Below are 16108 nucleotides of genomic sequence, written 5' to 3' on the forward strand. Positions count from 1 at the left end.
GAAGAACCGTTACGCCGCGTGACGCGCGGCGTACTCGGCGATCTCCCGCATCGGCGGCCTCTCCTCCGTGTCCACCGCATGGGTGCGTGGGACGAAGCCGTCGGGCCCCCGCTCGAACTGGGTGATCTCGGGGCGTACGAGCGAGCCCCGGGAGAGCCGCAGCTGCGCGGTGCGGTAGATCGTGGCGGCCATCCTGCCGAGAGCCTGGCCGTCCTGGTGGCGGTGTTTGCGAACGCCGACGTCGACCTGGGCCAGCGCGTCCAGGCCGACCGTGTGCAGGGCGTCGACGAGCAGGCCCAGCTCCACTCCGTAGCCGACGGGGAAGGGCAGCCGTTCGAGCAGGGAGCGCCGTACGGCGTACTCGCCGCCGAGGGGCTGGACGAAGCCGGCGAGGCTCGGCCAGTGCAGATTGAGCAGGGGGCGTGCCACGAGCTCGGTGACGCGACCGCCCTGGCCTGCGGCTTCGCCGAGCGGGCGGTCGTACATCGCCTTGACGAACTGCACCGTGGGGTCGGTCAGCAGCGGGCCGACGATGCCGGAGACGAAGTCCGCCGAGAAGTCCTTGAGGTCGGCGTCGACGAAGCAGACGATGTCCCCGCTGGTCACCAGCAGTGACCGCCACAGCACCTCGCCCTTGCCGGGGACCGCGGGTATCCGGGGCAGGATCGCGTCCCGGTGCACGACCCGGGCTCCGGCCCGCCGCGCGGCATGGGCGGTGCCGTCGGTGGAACCGGAGTCGATCACCACCAGTTCGTCGACGAGCTGGACCTTCTCCATCAGCTCGCGCCGGATCTCCGCGACGATCGCGCCGACGGTCGCCTCCTCGTTCAGCGCGGGCAGGACGACGCTGACGCGGGAGCGGTGGGGACTGCTCTCCCGGGCGGCCGTGAGACGGTCGAGCGGGCGGTCGGCGGCCGACCAGGAACGCCTGGTCAGCCAGCGTTCCACCTCTTCCAGCACGGTCGATACTCCCTGTATGTGATCCATCTCGCGGTACGGACGACTATCTCAATCGTCCGGTGCTTCGGTTACAGTCTTGAACAACGCGGATGACCCTCGCATGTCGGGGTCGGTCCGCGAAAAAACGCCCGGATCCATGGTCCGGTGCCATAGCGCTCATCCAGAGGGACTGAGGGAACGGCCCGTTGAAGTCCCGGCAACCCTCCTGCCGACCGCGAGGTCACGGTGGGGAAGGTGCCAATTCCGTCTTGTGGCGAAATACGTCGCAAGGAAGATGAGGAGAAAGGGCCTCCGCCATCATGGCCGTGCAGACAGTTGCCGCCGACACCAATACGTCCGCCGTGGATCTCGGTCCCGCCGTCGCGCTTTCCTGCCGCGAATGCGGTGAGCGTTTCGAGCTCGGCCCCATTTTCGCCTGCGTGTCCTGTTTCGGGCCGCTCGAAGTGGCGTACGACCTGCCGAGCGGCTCCCCCGAAGAGCTGAAGAAGCGCATCGCCGAAGGCCCGGACAACATCTGGCGCTACGCGCCGCTGCTGCCCGTCCCCTCCGATGTCGCGGACAAGCCCAACATCAACCCCGGCTTCACGAAGCTGGTCAAGGCCGACAACCTCGCCCGCGAGCTGGGCGTGACCGGCGGTCTGTACGTCAAGGACGACTCCGGCAACCCGACGCACTCCTTCAAGGACCGTGTCGTCGCCATCGCCGTCGAGGCCGCCCGCGCCTTCGGTTTCACCACGCTCTCCTGCTCCTCCACCGGCAACCTCGCCGGTGCGGTGGGTGCCGCCGCGGCCCGCGCCGGCTTCCGCTCCTGCGTGTTCATCCCGCACGACCTGGAGCAGGGCAAGGTCGTCATGGCCGCGGTGTACGGCGGCGAACTGGTCGGCATCGAGGGCAATTACGACGACGTCAACCGCTTCTGCTCGGAGCTCATCGGCGACCCGCTCGGCGAGGGCTGGGGCTTCGTCAACGTCAACCTCCGGCCGTACTACGGCGAGGGCTCCAAGACCCTGGCGTACGAGATCTGCGAGCAGCTCGGCTGGCAGCTGCCCGACCAGATCGTCATCCCGATCGCGTCCGGCTCGCAGCTCACGAAGATCGACAAGGGTCTCCAGGAGCTGATCAAGCTCGGCCTCGTCGAGGACAAGCCGTACAAGATCTTCGGTGCCCAGGCCGAGGGCTGCTCCCCTGTCTCCACCGCCTTCAAGGCCGGTCACGACGTGGTGCGGCCCCAGAAGCCGAACACCATCGCCAAGTCCCTGGCGATCGGCAACCCGGCCGACGGCCCGTACGTCCTGGACATCGCCCGGCGCACCGGCGGTGCCGTGGAGGACGTCAACGACGAGCAGGTCGTCGACGCGATCAAGCTGCTGGCCCGGACCGAGGGCATCTTCGCCGAGACCGCGGGCGGGGTGACGGTCGGCGTGACGAAGAAGCTGATCGACGCCGGTGTGCTCGACCCGGCGCTGACCACCGTCGTCCTGAACACCGGTGACGGCCTGAAGACGCTCGACGCGGTCGCCCCGACGACCGGCCTGTCGGCGACGATCCGGCCCAGCCTGGACGCGTTCCGCGACGCCGGCCTCGCCGCCGCCGGCTGACCACCCGAGACCGAAGGAAGGCACCCACATGAGCGTCAAGGTCCGAATCCCCACCATCCTCCGCACCTACACGGGCGGTCAGGCCGAGGTCGCGGCCGAGGGTGCGACCCTCTCCGAGGTCATCGCGTCCCTGGAGCAGAACCACCCGGGCATCGGTGCCCGCGTCCTGGACGACCAGGGCAAGCTGCGCCGCTTCGTGAACGTGTACGTCAACGACGACGACGTGCGCTTCGAGGGCGGCCTGGACGCGGTCACCCCGGACGGTGCCGGCGTCTCGATCATCCCGGCCGTCGCCGGAGGCTGATCGTCCCTCACGGGCCGGCCCGGCCGCCCGACTGCACAGCGTGAGCAGAATGGCCCCCTCCGCGAGAGAAGCGGAGGGGGCCATTCTGCATGGTTGAGCACGGTACAGTTGGGGAAGTCCCCGCCGCTGCCCGTGCCGCCCGCATATGAGAATGCGCCCGGCCACGACAAGAAGCAGCCAAAGTACGTGAACTCCTTGCGCCATAAGTGGCCTTTGTCAGGCCCGACTTGCCCAGGATGCTCACGAATTCATCCCTTCCGGGCGTTCATGTGTGCCCAGAATTCTCGTCCGATTGACCTGTTGCAGAGGGCAGTTGGGCAGATACATTCGGCCGCGGTCGACGCGTTCCGGCGCACGCCACCCTCTCCTGTCGGAGGGTGAGTTCTGACCCGGGCCCGCGAAGTGCGGTGCTCGTGCAAGGGCCAGTAATAGGGGAGTTAGGCATGGCTCAGGGCACCGTCAAGTGGTTCAACGCGGAGAAGGGGTACGGCTTCATCGCGGTCGACGGTGGTGCGGATGTTTTCGTCCACTACAGCGCGATCCAGATGGACGGGTACCGCACCCTCGAAGAGGGTCAGCGAGTTGAATTCGAGATCTCGCAGGGCCAGAAGGGGCCGCAGGCGGACATGGTCAAGCTCGCCGTCGGCTGAGCTCGGCGCGGTCGGCCAACGACACCACTCACACACGCGGGGCCCGTACCTCCCACCGGGGGGACGGGCCCCTCGTGCGTCCCCGGCCGGGGCCCCGTGGTTGTCCACATCCGGGGGAGGACGCTTGCACTCGAAGGGGTCGAGTGCTAATCATTGGCGTTAGCACTCTCCAGGTGAGAGTGACAGAACTTAGGACCGGGCCGGTGAGGCCCGCACGCTTGTCGGGGCAAGGAACCGGCGAGCACGCTGGCCGTCCGTCGCGGGCGCCTCCCGGTCCGGAGAAATCCACCCCTGTCCGGGAGGACCACTTCACATGGCCAAGATCATCGCGTTCGACGAGGAGGCACGGCGCGGTCTCGAGCGCGGGATGAACCAGCTCGCCGACGCCGTCAAGGTCACCCTCGGCCCCAAGGGCCGTAACGTCGTCCTCGAGAAGAAGTGGGGCGCGCCCACGATCACCAACGATGGTGTTTCCATCGCCAAGGAGATCGAGCTCGAGGACCCGTACGAGAAGATCGGTGCGGAGCTGGTCAAGGAGGTCGCCAAGAAGACGGACGACGTCGCCGGCGACGGTACGACCACCGCCACCGTTCTCGCCCAGGCGCTCGTCCGCGAGGGCCTGCGCAACGTCGCCGCGGGTGCCAACCCGATGGCTCTGAAGCGTGGCATCGAGAAGGCCGTCGAGGCCGTCTCCGCCGCCCTGCTGGAGCAGGCGAAGGACGTGGAGACCAAGGAGCAGATCGCTTCGACGGCCTCCATCTCCGCTGCCGACACCGAGATCGGCGCCAAGATCGCCGAGGCGATGGACAAGGTCGGCAAGGAAGGCGTCATCACCGTCGAGGAGTCCCAGACCTTCGGTCTGGAGCTGGAGCTCACCGAGGGTATGCGCTTCGACAAGGGCTACATCTCGGCGTACTTCGCGACCGACATGGAGCGTATGGAGACGTCCTTCGACGACCCGTACATCCTGATCGTCAACTCCAAGATCTCCAACGTGAAGGACCTCCTTCCGCTGCTGGAGAAGGTCATGCAGTCGGGCAAGCCGCTGCTGATCATCGCGGAGGACGTCGAGGGCGAGGCCCTGTCGACGCTGGTCGTCAACAAGATCCGTGGCACCTTCAAGTCCGTCGCCGTCAAGGCTCCGGGCTTCGGTGACCGCCGCAAGGCCATGCTCGGCGACATCGCCATCCTCACCGGTGGCACCGTCATCTCCGAGGAGGTCGGTCTCAAGCTGGAGAACGCCGGCCTGGACCTGCTCGGCAGCGCCCGCAAGGTCGTCATCACCAAGGACGAGACCACGATCGTGGACGGGGCGGGTGACAGCGAGCAGGTTCAGGGCCGCGTCAACCAGATCCGTGCCGAGATCGAGAACTCCGACTCGGACTACGACCGCGAGAAGCTCCAGGAGCGCCTCGCGAAGCTGGCCGGCGGCGTGGCCGTCATCAAGGCCGGCGCCGCCACCGAGGTGGAGCTCAAGGAGCGCAAGCACCGCATCGAGGACGCGGTGCGCAACGCCAAGGCCGCCGTCGAGGAGGGCATCGTCGCCGGTGGTGGCGTGGCTCTGCTCCAGGCCTCGGCCGTCTTCGAGAAGCTCGACCTGACGGGCGACGAGGCCACCGGTGCCAACGCCGTCAAGCTCGCGCTGGAGGCCCCGCTCAAGCAGATCGCCGTCAACGGTGGTCTCGAGGGTGGAGTCGTCGTCGAGAAGGTGCGCAACCTGCCGATCGGTCACGGCCTCAACGCCGCGACCGGCGAGTACGTCGACATGATCGCCGAGGGCATTCTCGACCCGGCGAAGGTCACGCGCTCCGCCCTGCAGAACGCCGCGTCCATCGCCGCGCTCTTCCTCACCACCGAGGCCGTCATCGCCGACAAGCCGGAGAAGGCCTCCGCGGCCGCTCCGGGCGGCATGCCGGGCGGTGACATGGACTTCTGATCCCTCGGGATCAGCAGCTCCTCGCAGTACCTGTACGACGCCGGCCCCCGGGACTCCTCCCGGGGGCCGGCGTCGTCGTGCCCTCCCGCCGGTGCCGGATACTGAGGGCCCCGCACCCGTCCACGAGGAGAGCATCCGGATGACCACCGACTCCCGGACCGGACCGCCGGTTTCCGGTGACGAGCGCGAGACTCTGCGCGCCTGTCTCGACTACCACCGGGCCACCCTGGCCATGAAGTGCGAGGGGCTGGACGACGAGGAGCTGCGGACGCGGTCGATGCCCCCGTCCACCCTCTCGCTGCTCGGACTGGTGCGGCACATGGCCGAGGTGGAACGGGCCTGGTTCCGCCGCGTGTTCGAGGACAACGAGGCGCCCATGGTCTGGTCCGACCGGATCGACTTCCAGGCGGCGTACGACGCGAGCGCCTCGACCAGGGAAGAGGCGTTCGGTGCCTGGGAGGCCGAGGTGGAGAACTCGCGCCGCATCGAACGGGCCGCCGGGGCCCTGGATCTGACGGGCTTCCAGCCGCGCTGGGAGAAGGAGGTGTCGCTGCGGATGGTGATGGTGCACGTGCTCCTGGAGTACGCCCGCCACAACGGGCACGCGGACTTCCTGCGCGAGGGCGTCGACGGCACCGTCGGTGCCTGAGCACGGGTCCAGCGTATGAACGCAAAAACATGATGTGGATGTGCACACGCTCGACATCGCTCTGAAAAGCACTCGCAGGGCTCTTGTGGTGGTGCTTCGGCGCGCCTTACTGTCGCCCCACCTTCCGAGAGAAACGGGCATGCGATGTCACGGAACATCACGGTCGCCGCGCTGACCGCCGCCGTTGTCGGACTGGGCGCCCTGACCGGCGCCCCCGCGGCCACGGGGGCGGAGGGACAGAGGGCCCCCGCACCCGCGGTGACGCGTGCCGCTCTCGATCCGGCGCTGGTCTCCGGCCGCGGTGCCGAGGTCCCCTTCGCCGAGCAGGAGGCGGAGAACGCCACGACGAACGGCACGGTCATCGGCCCCGACCGCACCGCCTACACGCTGCCCGCGGAGGCCTCGGGCCGTAAGGCGGTCAGGCTGACTCCGGGCGAGCACGTCGAGTTCACGCTGCCCGGCGCCGCCGACGCGATCACCGTGCGCTACAGCATTCCGGACGCGCCGGGCGGGGGCGGCATCACCGCACCGCTCGATGTCTCCGTGAACGGCATGAAGCGCTCGACGATGACGCTGACCTCGCAGTACGCCTGGCTCTACAACCAGTACCCGTTCACCAACGACCCCGATGCCGGGCCGCTCCATCCGGACTGGTGGATCACCGAGTGCGCGTGTGTCCCCAGCGGGACGACACCCGCCCCGACGATCACCACGCCGTTCCGCCCGAGCCACTTCTACGACGAGCAGCGCCTGATGCTGGGCAAGAAGTACCGCGCGGGCGACACCGTACGGCTCACGGTCCCGGCCGGCAGCCGTGCGGCGTGGACCGTCATCGACGTGCTCGACTCCGAACTCGTGGGCCTCCCGCACGTCGAGCTCCGGGCCGCGAACGTGCTGGCCTTCGGGGCCGACCCGTCCGGGCGGCGGGACTCCGCGGCCGCCGTCGAACGGGCCATCGCCCATGCCAAGCGCAAGAACCTCCCGGTGTACATCCCGCCGGGCACCTACCAGGTCAACCGCCACATCATCGTCGACGACGTCACGATCAAGGGGGCCGGCAGCTGGTACACGAAGATCAAGGGCCGCGAGATCGCCCTCGACACCCCGGCCGCCGACGGCTCCGTCCACACGGGCGTCGGCTTCTACGGCAAGGACGCTGCCGACGGCGGCAGCCGCGACGTCCATCTGTCGGGCTTCGCCATCGAGGGCGATGTGCGTGAGCGCATCGACACCGACCAGGTGAACGGCATCGGCGGCGCGATGAGCGACTCCACCATCGACGGGCTGCACATCCGCCACACCAAGGTCGGCATGTGGTTCGACGGCCCGATGTCGAACCTGAGGATCACGAACAACGTCATCGTCGACCAGATCGCGGACGCCATCAACTTCCACGGCGGGGTGAAGGACTCGACGGTCGCCCACACCTTCGTACGCAACTCCGGCGACGACGGCCTCGCGATGTGGGCGGAGAAGAACGCCAACACCGGCAACACCTTCACCCGCAACACCGTCCAGAGCCCGGTCCTCGCCAACGGCATCGCGATCTACGGCGGTACGGACAACACGGTGTCCGGCAACCTCGTCTCCGACCCCGTGCGCGAAGGCAGCGCCCTGCACGTCGGCGCCCGCTTCGGAGCGGAGGCATTCCGGGGCCGGCTGGACCTCACCGACAACACGACGGTCCGCTCCGGTACGTACGAACTGAACTGGAACATCGGGCTCGGGGCCATCTGGTTCTACGCCCTGGACCGGGACATCGACGCCGACATCCGGGTCACGGGGAACACCTTCCTCGACAGCACCTACAACGCGATCATGCTGGTCACGGACTGGCCGGTGAAGGACACGTACAGCATCCGGGGCGTCCACTTCAAGGACGTCAGGGTCGACGGCACGGGTACGTCGGTGGTCAGCGCCCGCGCGGCGGGCTCGGCGACCTTCGAGAACGTGGACGCACGCAACGTGGGCGCGGTCGGCGTCAACAACTGCGGGTCCTTCCACTTCACCCCGGCCGGTTCCGAGTTCACCCTGACGGACCTCGGCGGCAACGACGGCGGCGGCACCGCGGGCGACTGGCTCGCGCCGTGGCTGCTGCCGAACACGCTCACCTGCGACGACCGCCCGCCGGTCGTGGCACCGCCCGCGCCGGCTCCCTGGTGACCGCTTGACGCCACCGGCTCGCGCCGCCGTCGTGTCCGACGGCGGCGCACCGCGTGGGCCGGCCGGTCAGGGGCGGTGGAGACCGCCGCGCGCGATGACGTCCGCGTACCAGCGGGCGCTGTCCTTCACCGTGCGGCGCTGGCTCGCGAAGTCGACGTGGACGATGCCGAACCGCTTGCTGTAGCCGTACGCCCACTCGAAGTTGTCCAGCAGCGACCACAGGAAGTACCCGCGCACGTCCACGCCGTCCTCGATCGCCCGGTGCACGGCCGACAGATGGGCGTCCAGGTACGCCACCCGCTCCGGGTCGTGGACCTGGCCCGAGGGGTCGGCGTAGTCGTCGTACGCGGCCCCGTTCTCGGTGACCATCAGCGGCAGGCCGGGCAGTTCCGCGCCGAGCCGGGTGAGGAGTTCGTGCAGCCCGTTCGCGTCCACGGGCCAGTCCATCGCGGTGCGGGGTCCGTCCGCGGGGGTGAACGCCACCTGCTTCTCGGCGCCCGCCCACGGGGACGGGGACTCCGACGTACCGGCGGAAACGACGCTGGGGGAGTAGTAGTTGATGCCGAGGGAGTCCAGCGGCGCGGAGACGACCTCCAGGTCCCCTGCCCGGACGAAGGACCAGTCGGTGACCGACGCCGTGTCCCGCACCAGGTCCTGCGGCAGCCGCCCGTGGAAGACCGGTTCCAGGAAGATCCGGTTGGCGACGGCGTCGATCCGCCGCACGGCCTCCTCGTCCGCCGGGGTGTCCGTCAGCGGCCGCAGGGCGTGCAGGTTCAGGGTCAGCGACACCTCGGCGGATGACGGCAGCAGGTTCCGCAGGACGCGGGTCGCGCTGCCGTGGGCCAGGTTGAGGTGGTGGGCCGCGCGCAGGGCCGCGAGGTGGCTGGTGCGGCCGGGGGCGTGGACCCCGTTGCCGTAGCCGAGGAAGGCCGCGCACCAGGGCTCGTTGAGCGTCGTCCAGGTGGCCACCCGGTCGCCGAGCGCCTGCGCCACGAGCTCGGCGTACTCCGTGAACCGGTGCGCCGTGTCGCGCTCCGGCCAGCCGCCCGCGTCCTCCAGCTCCTGCGGCAGGTCCCAGTGGTAGAGCGTCGCGACGGGCCGGATGCCGGCGCCCAGCAATTCGTCGACGAGCCGCCGGTAGAAGTCGAGTCCGCGCTCGACGGCGGGGCCGCGGCCGGTCGGCTGGACCCGGGACCAGGACACCGAGAAACGGTAGTCGGTGACGCCGAGTTCCTTCATGAGTGCCACGTCGTCCGGCATCCGGTGGAAGTGGTCGGCGGCGATGTCACCGGTGTCGCCGTTGCGGACCTTGCCGGGGATTCTGCTGAAGGTGTCCCAGATGGACTCGGTGCGACCGTCCTCGGTGGCCGCTCCCTCGATCTGATAGGCGGCGGTGGCCGTCCCCCAGCGGAATCCGGTGGGGAACCGCAGCCCCGCCAGGGTGTCGGGGCGGGCATCGACAGCGGTCATGAGACAAGCACTCCAGGAGGTGAGGTGGGGTGGTGGGGGGACGGCTCAGCCCTTGACGGCTCCCTGCATGATCCCGCCGACGATCTGCCGGCCGAGCAGGCCGAAGACCAGCAGCACGGGGAGGGTGCCGAGCAGGGTGCCGGCCATGATCACCGACTGGTCGTGGACGTAGCCGCCGCCGAGCTGCCGCAGGGCGACCTGCACGGTCGGCTCCTGCGAGGACAGCGCGATGATCGGCCAGAAGAAGTCGTTCCACGCGGTCATGAACGTGAGCATGCCGAGCACGGCCATGCCGGGCCGGGCGACCGGGACGACGATCGACCAGAAGATGCGCGCGGTCGACGCGCCGTCGACGCGGGCCGCCTCGATCAGTTCGTCGGGCAGCGACTGCACCAGGTACTGACGCATGAAGAAGACCCCGAAGGCCGACACCAGTCCGGGCAGGATCACGGCCTGGAGCTGGTTCACCCACTGGAGTTCCGCGATCAGCATGAACAGCGGTATGACGCCGAGCTGCGGCGGGATCATCATCGTGCCGATGGTGAGGGTGAGCAGGGCGCCGCGGCCCCTGAAGCGCAGCTTGGCGAAGGCGAATCCGGCCAGGGTGCAGCACAGCACGGTGCCGACCGTGATGGAGCCGGACACGATGAAGGAGTTCAGCAGCGCCTTGCCGATCGCGGCCTCCTCCAGCACCGCGTCGAAGTTCTTGATGAGGTTCGGGCCGGGCAGCAGGCTGGGCGGGACCTTCGCGAGGTCCGCGTTGGACCGGCTGGCCGCGACGATCGTCCAGTAGAACGGGAACGCCGAGATCAGCAGCGCGACGCCGAGGATCAGGTAGGAGAGCCAGCCGCCCTGCATGCCCCGCGGACCGCGCGGCTTCCTGCGCCCGCCGGGCGCAGTCGTGGCCGGTACGGTCCCGGGCGTGGTCGGCTGTGCGGCGAGCGTGGTCATCGGCCGGCCTCCTTACGGGCACGGCGGCGCACGACGAGGGCGTTGACCCCGACGAGCACCACGATCAGGACGAACATCACCCAGGCGATGGCGGCGGCCCGGCCCAGGTGGAAGAAGCCCCAGCCCTGTTCGTACATGTACAGGCCGAGGGTCTGGTACTGGTGCGAGATGCCGCCGGAGATGGACCCCTCGAAGAGCAGCGGCTCCCCGAACAGCTGGGTGGCGCCGATCGTCGACACGATCACCGTGAAGACGATCGTGGGCCGCAGGCCGGGCAGCGTGACATGGATGAACTGCCGCCAGCGCGACGCCCCGTCCATCTCCGCGGCCTCGTACAGCTCGCCCGGGATGGACTGCATGCCGGCCAGGTAGATGAGCGCGTTGTATCCGGTCCAGCGCCAGACGACGATGGTGGAGACGGCGATCTGCGAGGCGACCGTGCCGGTCTGCCAGTCCACGGGGTCGAGGCCGGCCAGCCCCAGCGCGTAGTTGATCAGCCCGAAGTCACGGCCGAAGAGCTGGGCGAACACCAGCGTCGCGGCCGCCACCGAGGTGGCGTACGGGAGCAGGATCGCGGTCCTGATGAAGGTGCGCCCGCGCAGCTTGTAGTTGAGCAGGTGCGCGAGGCCCAGGGCCATCGCGAGCTGCGGGACGGTGGACAGCACGCCGATGGTGAACGTGTTGCGCAGTGAGGTCCAGAAGTACGCGTCGGTGAACAGCGCCGTGTAGTTGGCGACGCCGCGCCACTCCATGTCGCCGCTCGTCTGGAGTTCGACCCGGTAGAGGGAGACGAACGCCGTGTAGAGCAGCGGGAAGAGCCCGAAGGCGGCGAAGAGGGTGAGGAAGGGGGCGATGTAGGCGTACGGAGAGAGCGTGTGCCAGGTGCGCCGGAGGGTTCCGGCCCGGCCGTCGCCGGATCCGGGTCCGGGCGCCCGGGGCGTGGCCTTCGCGGTGGCGGTGAGGGTCACGGTGCGGCCCTTCGGGGAGGTGCGGGCGGGGGAGTCGGGGGCGGGGGCCGGTCCACCGTGCTGCGGAGGAGGACCGGCCCCGGCGCGTGGTGACGGGGCGTCAGTGGCGCGGTCGGACGGTGACGGGGGTCAGCCGATCACGTTCGCCACGCCCTTCTTCGCGGTCTCCCACGCCTTGTCCGACGAGGTGCCCTTGCGCTCGACCTCGCCCAGCGCGTTGGTCAGCTGCTGGACCACGTTCTGGTCGTGCACACCCAGCACCTGGACGGGGGACGCCTTGGCCGCGTCGCCGAAGATCCGGCCGATCGGCGCGTTCGAGAAGTACGCGTCCTCGGCGGTGGCGACCTTCTCGATCGCACCCGTCGAGGACGGGAAGTTGCCCTGCTTGTTGAAGAGCTTGGCCTGCTGCTCGGGGGCGGTGAGCCACTTGATCAGCTCGTACGCCTCCTTCTTGTGCTCGGCCGCACGCGGGACCGAGAGGTAGGAGCCGCCCCAGTTGCCCGCGCCGCCGGGCAGCTTGGCGATGTCCCACTTGCCCTTGCCCGCGTCACCGGCCTGGCCCTTGATGTAGCCGAGCATCCAGGCGGGGCACGGGATGGTGGCGAAGGATCCGGCGGCGAACGCCTGGTTCCACTGCGGCGACCACTGGTCGAGCTTGGCGCTCAGTCCGGCGTCGGACGCCTTGACCGCGGTGTCCCAGGCCGCCTTGACCGCCGGGTTCTCCTCGTAGATCAGCTTGCCGGAGGCGTCGTAGTACCGCTCCTTCTCCTGGCCGATCACGACCTGGTAGAGGCTGCCGATGCTGTCCAGCCAGGCGCTCTTGTCAGGGGCCTTCTTCCTGTACTGCTCGCCGAGCTCCAGGTAGCCGTCCCAGGTCGACCACTTCTGGGCGAGTTCCTCGCGGTCGGTGGGCAGTCCGGCCTGTTCGAACAGGTCGGTCCGGTAGCACATCGCCTCGGGCCCGACGTCGGTGCCGAGGCCGAGGATCTTGCCGTCCTCGGTGGTCGCCGCCGACCATTTCGCGTCGGCGAACTGGTCCTCGAGCTTGTCGGCGCCGTACTCCTTCAGGTCCTGGAACTTGTCGGACTGCTGCTGGGTGACCGACGCGATCCTGCCCACCTCGATGCCCTGTACGTCGGCGAGCCCGCCGCCGCCGGCCAGCCGGGTCTGCAGCGACTTCCAGTAGTCGACCTCGTCCTCGGTGTCCGTCTGCTTGATGGTCACGCCGGGGTTGAGCTTCTCGTACTCCGCGTACAGCCCGGCCTCCTTGTAGCCGAACGACCCGAAGAGGTCGACGGTCAGTGTGACCTTGCCGTTCGCGCTGTCGGAGGAGTCCGAGGTGCCGGATCCACAGGCGGCGAGGAGCGTTCCGGCGAGGACGACCGCGCCGAGGCGGACGGTGGCTCTCTTGGCGGCTCGGGTGATGGGCATGGGAAGTCTCCCTTGGCTTCGGGATGAACCGAGCGCTTGAGAGCGCTCTCAAAAACTGCGTCTGGAGCGTCCCGCAGGGTTCCCCCGCCGTCAAGACTCGAACGCATAACGGCTGCGGATACGCCCAACTACCGCCCGTGTCAGTTCTCTTGACACTTACGTTTCAGAAGTTTTACGTTCCTTGGCACTTGAGAGCGCTCTCGAAAACGCTCCCGCCCCCCATGACTCCGAGGTGCTGCCCATGCAAGCCAACCTCTCCAGATCCGCCGCGGCGACGGTCCTGTCCCTCGCCCTGGCCGCCGTGGCTCTGGGTCCTGCCGCTTCCCCGGCGGTAGCCGCCACCGTCCCCGCCGGCTCCGGCAGCTACACCGACAGCCGCCCTGCCGGTACCTCCGGACCCACCACCAACACCGGCGCCCCCACCACGCCCAAGGTCACCGCGGCGGCGAAGAACAAGCCGGTCCCCACGAACGACTGGTGGTCCTCTCTCGCCTACCAGCGCTACGGCGACAATCCGTACTCCACCCCGATGTACGGCCACCCGCTCACCTACCAGGCCACCTCCGGCGGTCTGGAGGTCGGCTACCCGACCGCCCCCGCCGTCGTCGGAGAAGGCCGCCAGTACGAGTACGCCCACAAGGCCGACCTCACCGTCGGGCTCAACGGCCTCAACTCCCCGGACACCAAGGCCGACGACTGGTCCGACTGGACCGTCACCCCCTACTGGTCGGACGGCACCCGCACCCTGCGCACGACCATCGGGCACGGCATGCCCTTCGTGTACGCCAAGGGCTCCGGCGGCGACGCCCGGATCACCACGGCCGGCACCCCCACCGTGTTCGCGGACAACGGCAACGTCCTCGGCATCACGGTGGCCGGCCACCACTACGCGCTGTTCGCCCCGACCGGCAGCGACTGGAACGTCTCCGGCACGGCGATCACCGCCGGGCTCGGCGGCAAGGACTACTTCTCGCTCGCCGTGCTGCCGTCCACGGACGCGCTCGCGACCTACCGGAAGTACGCCTTCAGCTTCGTCACCGGCTCCACGGTGGCCTGGCAGTCCACCGGCGGCACGGTCAAGGCGACCTACAGCCTGACCACGGAGGCCAAGGAGGGCACCGAACGCGGCACGCTCCAGGCGCTGTACCGCCACCAGTGGCTGCACACCACCGACGCGCTCACGCCGTACACGTACGTCTCCCCGCGCGGCACCATGAAGGTGCGGGAGTCCGCCTCCTTCACCACCAGCCAGACGAACCAGGGCGTGCTGCCCGCCCTGCCCGCGTCCAGCGGGGTCGACAAGGCCCGGCTCACCGGATACCTGAACGAGGTGGCGAACGCGTCCGACCCGTTCTCGGGGGCCAGTGACACGTACTGGACCGGCAAGGCGCTCGGCCGTCTCGCCCAGCTGGTGCCCGTCGCCGACCAGATCGGCCAGACGGGCATCCGGGACAAGCTGCTCGGCCTGATGAAGGGCCGCCTCCAGGAGTGGTTCACGGCGGGCGGGGCCAGTGAGTTCAGCTACGACAAGGACTGGAAGACCCTCACCGGCTACCCGGCCTCGTACGGCAGCGACACCGAGCTCAACGACCACCACTTCCACTACAGCTACTACGTGTACGCGGCGGCGATCGTCGCCCAGTACGACCAGGCATGGGCCGCCGACTCCGCGTGGGGCACCATGGTCAAGACCCTGGTCCGGGACACCGCCAACCCCAGCCGCACGGACTCCGCGTTCCCGTTCCTGCGCGGCTTCGACGTGTACGCGGGCCACAGCTGGGCCTCCGGCCACCAGGGCTTCGCGGCGGGCAACAACCAGGAGTCCTCGTCGGAGTCCATCAACCTCAGCGCGGGCCTCGTCCTCTGGGGTGCGGCGACGGGTGACACCGGGCTGCGCGACCTCGGCAGCTACCTGCTGACCACCGAGTCGGAAGCGATCACGCAGTACTGGTTCGACGCCGACCAGCAGGTCTTCCCCGGTTCCTTCGGCCACGACACGGTCGGGATGGTCTGGGGCAGCGGCGGCGCGTACTCCACCTGGTGGACCGCGAACCCGGAGGAGATCCACGGCATCAACGTCCTCCCCGTCACCGGAGGTTCGCTGCACCTGGCCCGCGAGAAGGCCGCCATCAAGCGCAACATCGCCGAGATGGAGCGCGAGAACGGCGGACCGGCCGTCGAGTGGCGCGACCTGCTGTGGCAGTTCGAGTCGCTGGCCGATCCGGCCGCGGCCAAGGCCAAGTGGGACGCGGGCAACGCGGGCTACACCCCGGAGCAGGGAGAGTCCAAGGCGCACACGTACCACTGGATCACCACGCTCGACACCCTGGGCGCCCCCGATCCGACGGTCAGCGGGAACATCCCGACGTCCGCCGTCTTCGCCAAGAACGGCGTCCGCACCTACGCCGCCCACAACTACGACTCCACCGCCCGCACCGTCACCTTCTCCGACGGCAAGACGCTCTCCGTCCCGGCCCGTTCCACGGCCACCGGCACGGGTACCGGCGGCGGCGACCCCGATCCCGAGGAGCCGGGCCCGTCCACCGGCAACACCTTCCGGCTGAAGTCCGGCGGCACTCTCACCACCGCCACGGACGGCGCGGCGGGAGCCGACACGCTGGCCTCGGCGGACGGCGTCAACCGGGACGGTACGCCGTACAAGCCGACGGTCTACGAGATCAAGAACGTCGACGGGACACTCGCGGCGGGTGCGTCCACCGCGTTCCGCCTCCGGGTCGACGCGGGCACGAAGGTCGGGCTCGCCCCGCAGGTCAGAGTCAGTTACGACCTCACCGGTGACGGCACGTTCGACCGGGTCGAGACCTTCCGCTACTTCGCGACCGACCCGGTCGCGGGGTGGGAGGAGTACACCCAGGCGGTGGGCACAGCGGCGGTGACCGGGAGCCTGGGCAACCTCAGGGCCGGCACGGTCCGTCTGGAGATCTGGAACGCGCTGGGCAACGGCACGTCCCAGGTGCAGACCGGTACGGACGCGGCGGTCGTGACGATCCCGTACGTCTGAGCGTGA

The 16108-nt window shown here is 69.2% G+C and carries 12 protein-coding genes and 1 riboswitch; of the genes, 7 read left to right on the forward strand and 5 right to left on the reverse strand.

The window, feature by feature from the left end:
* Positions 1–9: 9 nt before the first annotated feature.
* Positions 10–960, reverse strand: a complete 951-nt coding sequence (locus AMK10_RS00785) for a glucosyl-3-phosphoglycerate synthase (RefSeq protein WP_073743700.1) — start codon at positions 958–960, stop codon at positions 10–12.
* Positions 961–1113: 153 nt separating this feature from the next.
* Positions 1114–1241, forward strand: a riboswitch (SAM riboswitch).
* 18 nt (positions 1242–1259) lie between these two features.
* Between AMK10_RS00785 and thrC the strand changes: the two genes are divergently transcribed.
* The 6 genes from thrC (at position 1260) to AMK10_RS00815 (ending at position 8260) form a co-directional block, all read left to right on the forward strand.
* Positions 1260–2558 carry a threonine synthase gene (gene thrC, locus AMK10_RS00790; RefSeq protein ID WP_073743702.1) on the forward strand — a complete coding sequence of 433 codons (1299 nt, stop codon included), beginning with the start codon at positions 1260–1262 and terminating at the stop codon, positions 2556–2558.
* 28 nt (positions 2559–2586) lie between these two features.
* A complete protein-coding gene (locus AMK10_RS00795) occupies positions 2587–2862 on the forward strand; it encodes a MoaD/ThiS family protein (protein ID WP_073743704.1) in 276 nt (91 codons plus the stop codon).
* A gap of 443 nt (positions 2863–3305) precedes the next feature.
* Positions 3306–3512, forward strand: coding sequence for a cold-shock protein (locus AMK10_RS00800; protein WP_003967346.1), 207 nt, complete (start codon positions 3306–3308; stop codon positions 3510–3512).
* Between the two features lie 313 nt (positions 3513–3825).
* Complete coding sequence (gene groL, locus AMK10_RS00805; RefSeq protein WP_073743705.1) at positions 3826–5448, forward strand: chaperonin GroEL; 1623 nt, start codon at positions 3826–3828, stop codon at positions 5446–5448.
* Between the two features lie 139 nt (positions 5449–5587).
* Positions 5588–6097, forward strand: a complete 510-nt coding sequence (locus AMK10_RS00810; RefSeq protein WP_073743707.1) for a DinB family protein — start codon at positions 5588–5590, stop codon at positions 6095–6097.
* 144 nt (positions 6098–6241) lie between these two features.
* On the forward strand, positions 6242–8260 hold the full coding sequence (locus tag AMK10_RS00815; RefSeq protein ID WP_073743709.1) for a glycosyl hydrolase family 28-related protein: 2019 nt from the start codon (positions 6242–6244) through the stop codon (positions 8258–8260).
* Positions 8261–8326: 66 nt separating this feature from the next.
* On the opposite strand, the gene AMK10_RS00820 is transcribed toward AMK10_RS00815, so the two are convergent.
* The 4 genes from AMK10_RS00820 to AMK10_RS00835 form a co-directional block, all read right to left on the reverse strand.
* Entirely contained in the window at positions 8327–9730 is a 1404-nt protein-coding gene (locus tag AMK10_RS00820) for a GH1 family beta-glucosidase (RefSeq protein WP_073743711.1), read from the reverse strand.
* A gap of 45 nt (positions 9731–9775) precedes the next feature.
* Positions 9776–10681: a carbohydrate ABC transporter permease gene (locus AMK10_RS00825; RefSeq protein ID WP_073743713.1), complete on the reverse strand. Its 906-nt coding sequence runs from the start codon at positions 10679–10681 to the stop codon at positions 9776–9778.
* Positions 10678–11649 (reverse strand): carbohydrate ABC transporter permease, encoded by a 972-nt coding sequence (locus AMK10_RS00830; protein WP_073743715.1) that lies wholly within the window; start codon positions 11647–11649, stop codon positions 10678–10680. The genes AMK10_RS00825 and AMK10_RS00830 overlap by 4 nt, the downstream gene beginning before the upstream one ends.
* Positions 11650–11778: 129 nt before the next feature.
* The gene (locus AMK10_RS00835; RefSeq protein ID WP_073743717.1) at positions 11779–13080 is read right to left on the reverse strand and encodes an ABC transporter substrate-binding protein; all 1302 of its coding nucleotides are present in this window, start codon (positions 13078–13080) and stop codon (positions 11779–11781) included.
* A gap of 241 nt (positions 13081–13321) precedes the next feature.
* On the opposite strand from AMK10_RS00835, the gene AMK10_RS00840 reads away from it, so the two are divergent.
* Positions 13322–16102, forward strand: coding sequence for a glycosyl hydrolase (locus tag AMK10_RS00840; protein ID WP_073743719.1), 2781 nt, complete (start codon positions 13322–13324; stop codon positions 16100–16102).
* The last annotated feature ends 6 nt before the right edge of the window (positions 16103–16108 follow it).

The organism is Streptomyces sp. CB02058 (genome assembly GCF_001905505.1).
GTDB lineage: Bacteria > Actinomycetota > Actinomycetes > Streptomycetales > Streptomycetaceae > Streptomyces.

What these genes read in the sequence shown, in the direction of transcription:
- thrC (WP_073743702.1), top strand. Translation starts at nt 1,260, where the DNA reads ATGGCCGTGCAGACAGTTGCCGCCGACACCAATACGTCCGCCGTGGAT.
- AMK10_RS00795 (WP_073743704.1), top strand. Translation starts at nt 2,587, where the DNA reads ATGAGCGTCAAGGTCCGAATCCCCACCATCCTCCGCACCTACACGGGC.
- AMK10_RS00800 (WP_003967346.1), top strand. Translation starts at nt 3,306, where the DNA reads ATGGCTCAGGGCACCGTCAAGTGGTTCAACGCGGAGAAGGGGTACGGC.
- groL (WP_073743705.1), top strand. Translation starts at nt 3,826, where the DNA reads ATGGCCAAGATCATCGCGTTCGACGAGGAGGCACGGCGCGGTCTCGAG.
- AMK10_RS00810 (WP_073743707.1), top strand. Translation starts at nt 5,588, where the DNA reads ATGACCACCGACTCCCGGACCGGACCGCCGGTTTCCGGTGACGAGCGC.
- AMK10_RS00815 (WP_073743709.1), top strand. Translation starts at nt 6,242, where the DNA reads ATGTCACGGAACATCACGGTCGCCGCGCTGACCGCCGCCGTTGTCGGA.
- AMK10_RS00820 (WP_073743711.1), bottom strand. Translation starts at nt 9,730, where the DNA reads ATGACCGCTGTCGATGCCCGCCCCGACACCCTGGCGGGGCTGCGGTTC.
- AMK10_RS00825 (WP_073743713.1), bottom strand. Translation starts at nt 10,681, where the DNA reads ATGACCACGCTCGCCGCACAGCCGACCACGCCCGGGACCGTACCGGCC.
- AMK10_RS00835 (WP_073743717.1), bottom strand. Translation starts at nt 13,080, where the DNA reads ATGCCCATCACCCGAGCCGCCAAGAGAGCCACCGTCCGCCTCGGCGCG.
- AMK10_RS00840 (WP_073743719.1), top strand. Translation starts at nt 13,322, where the DNA reads ATGCAAGCCAACCTCTCCAGATCCGCCGCGGCGACGGTCCTGTCCCTC.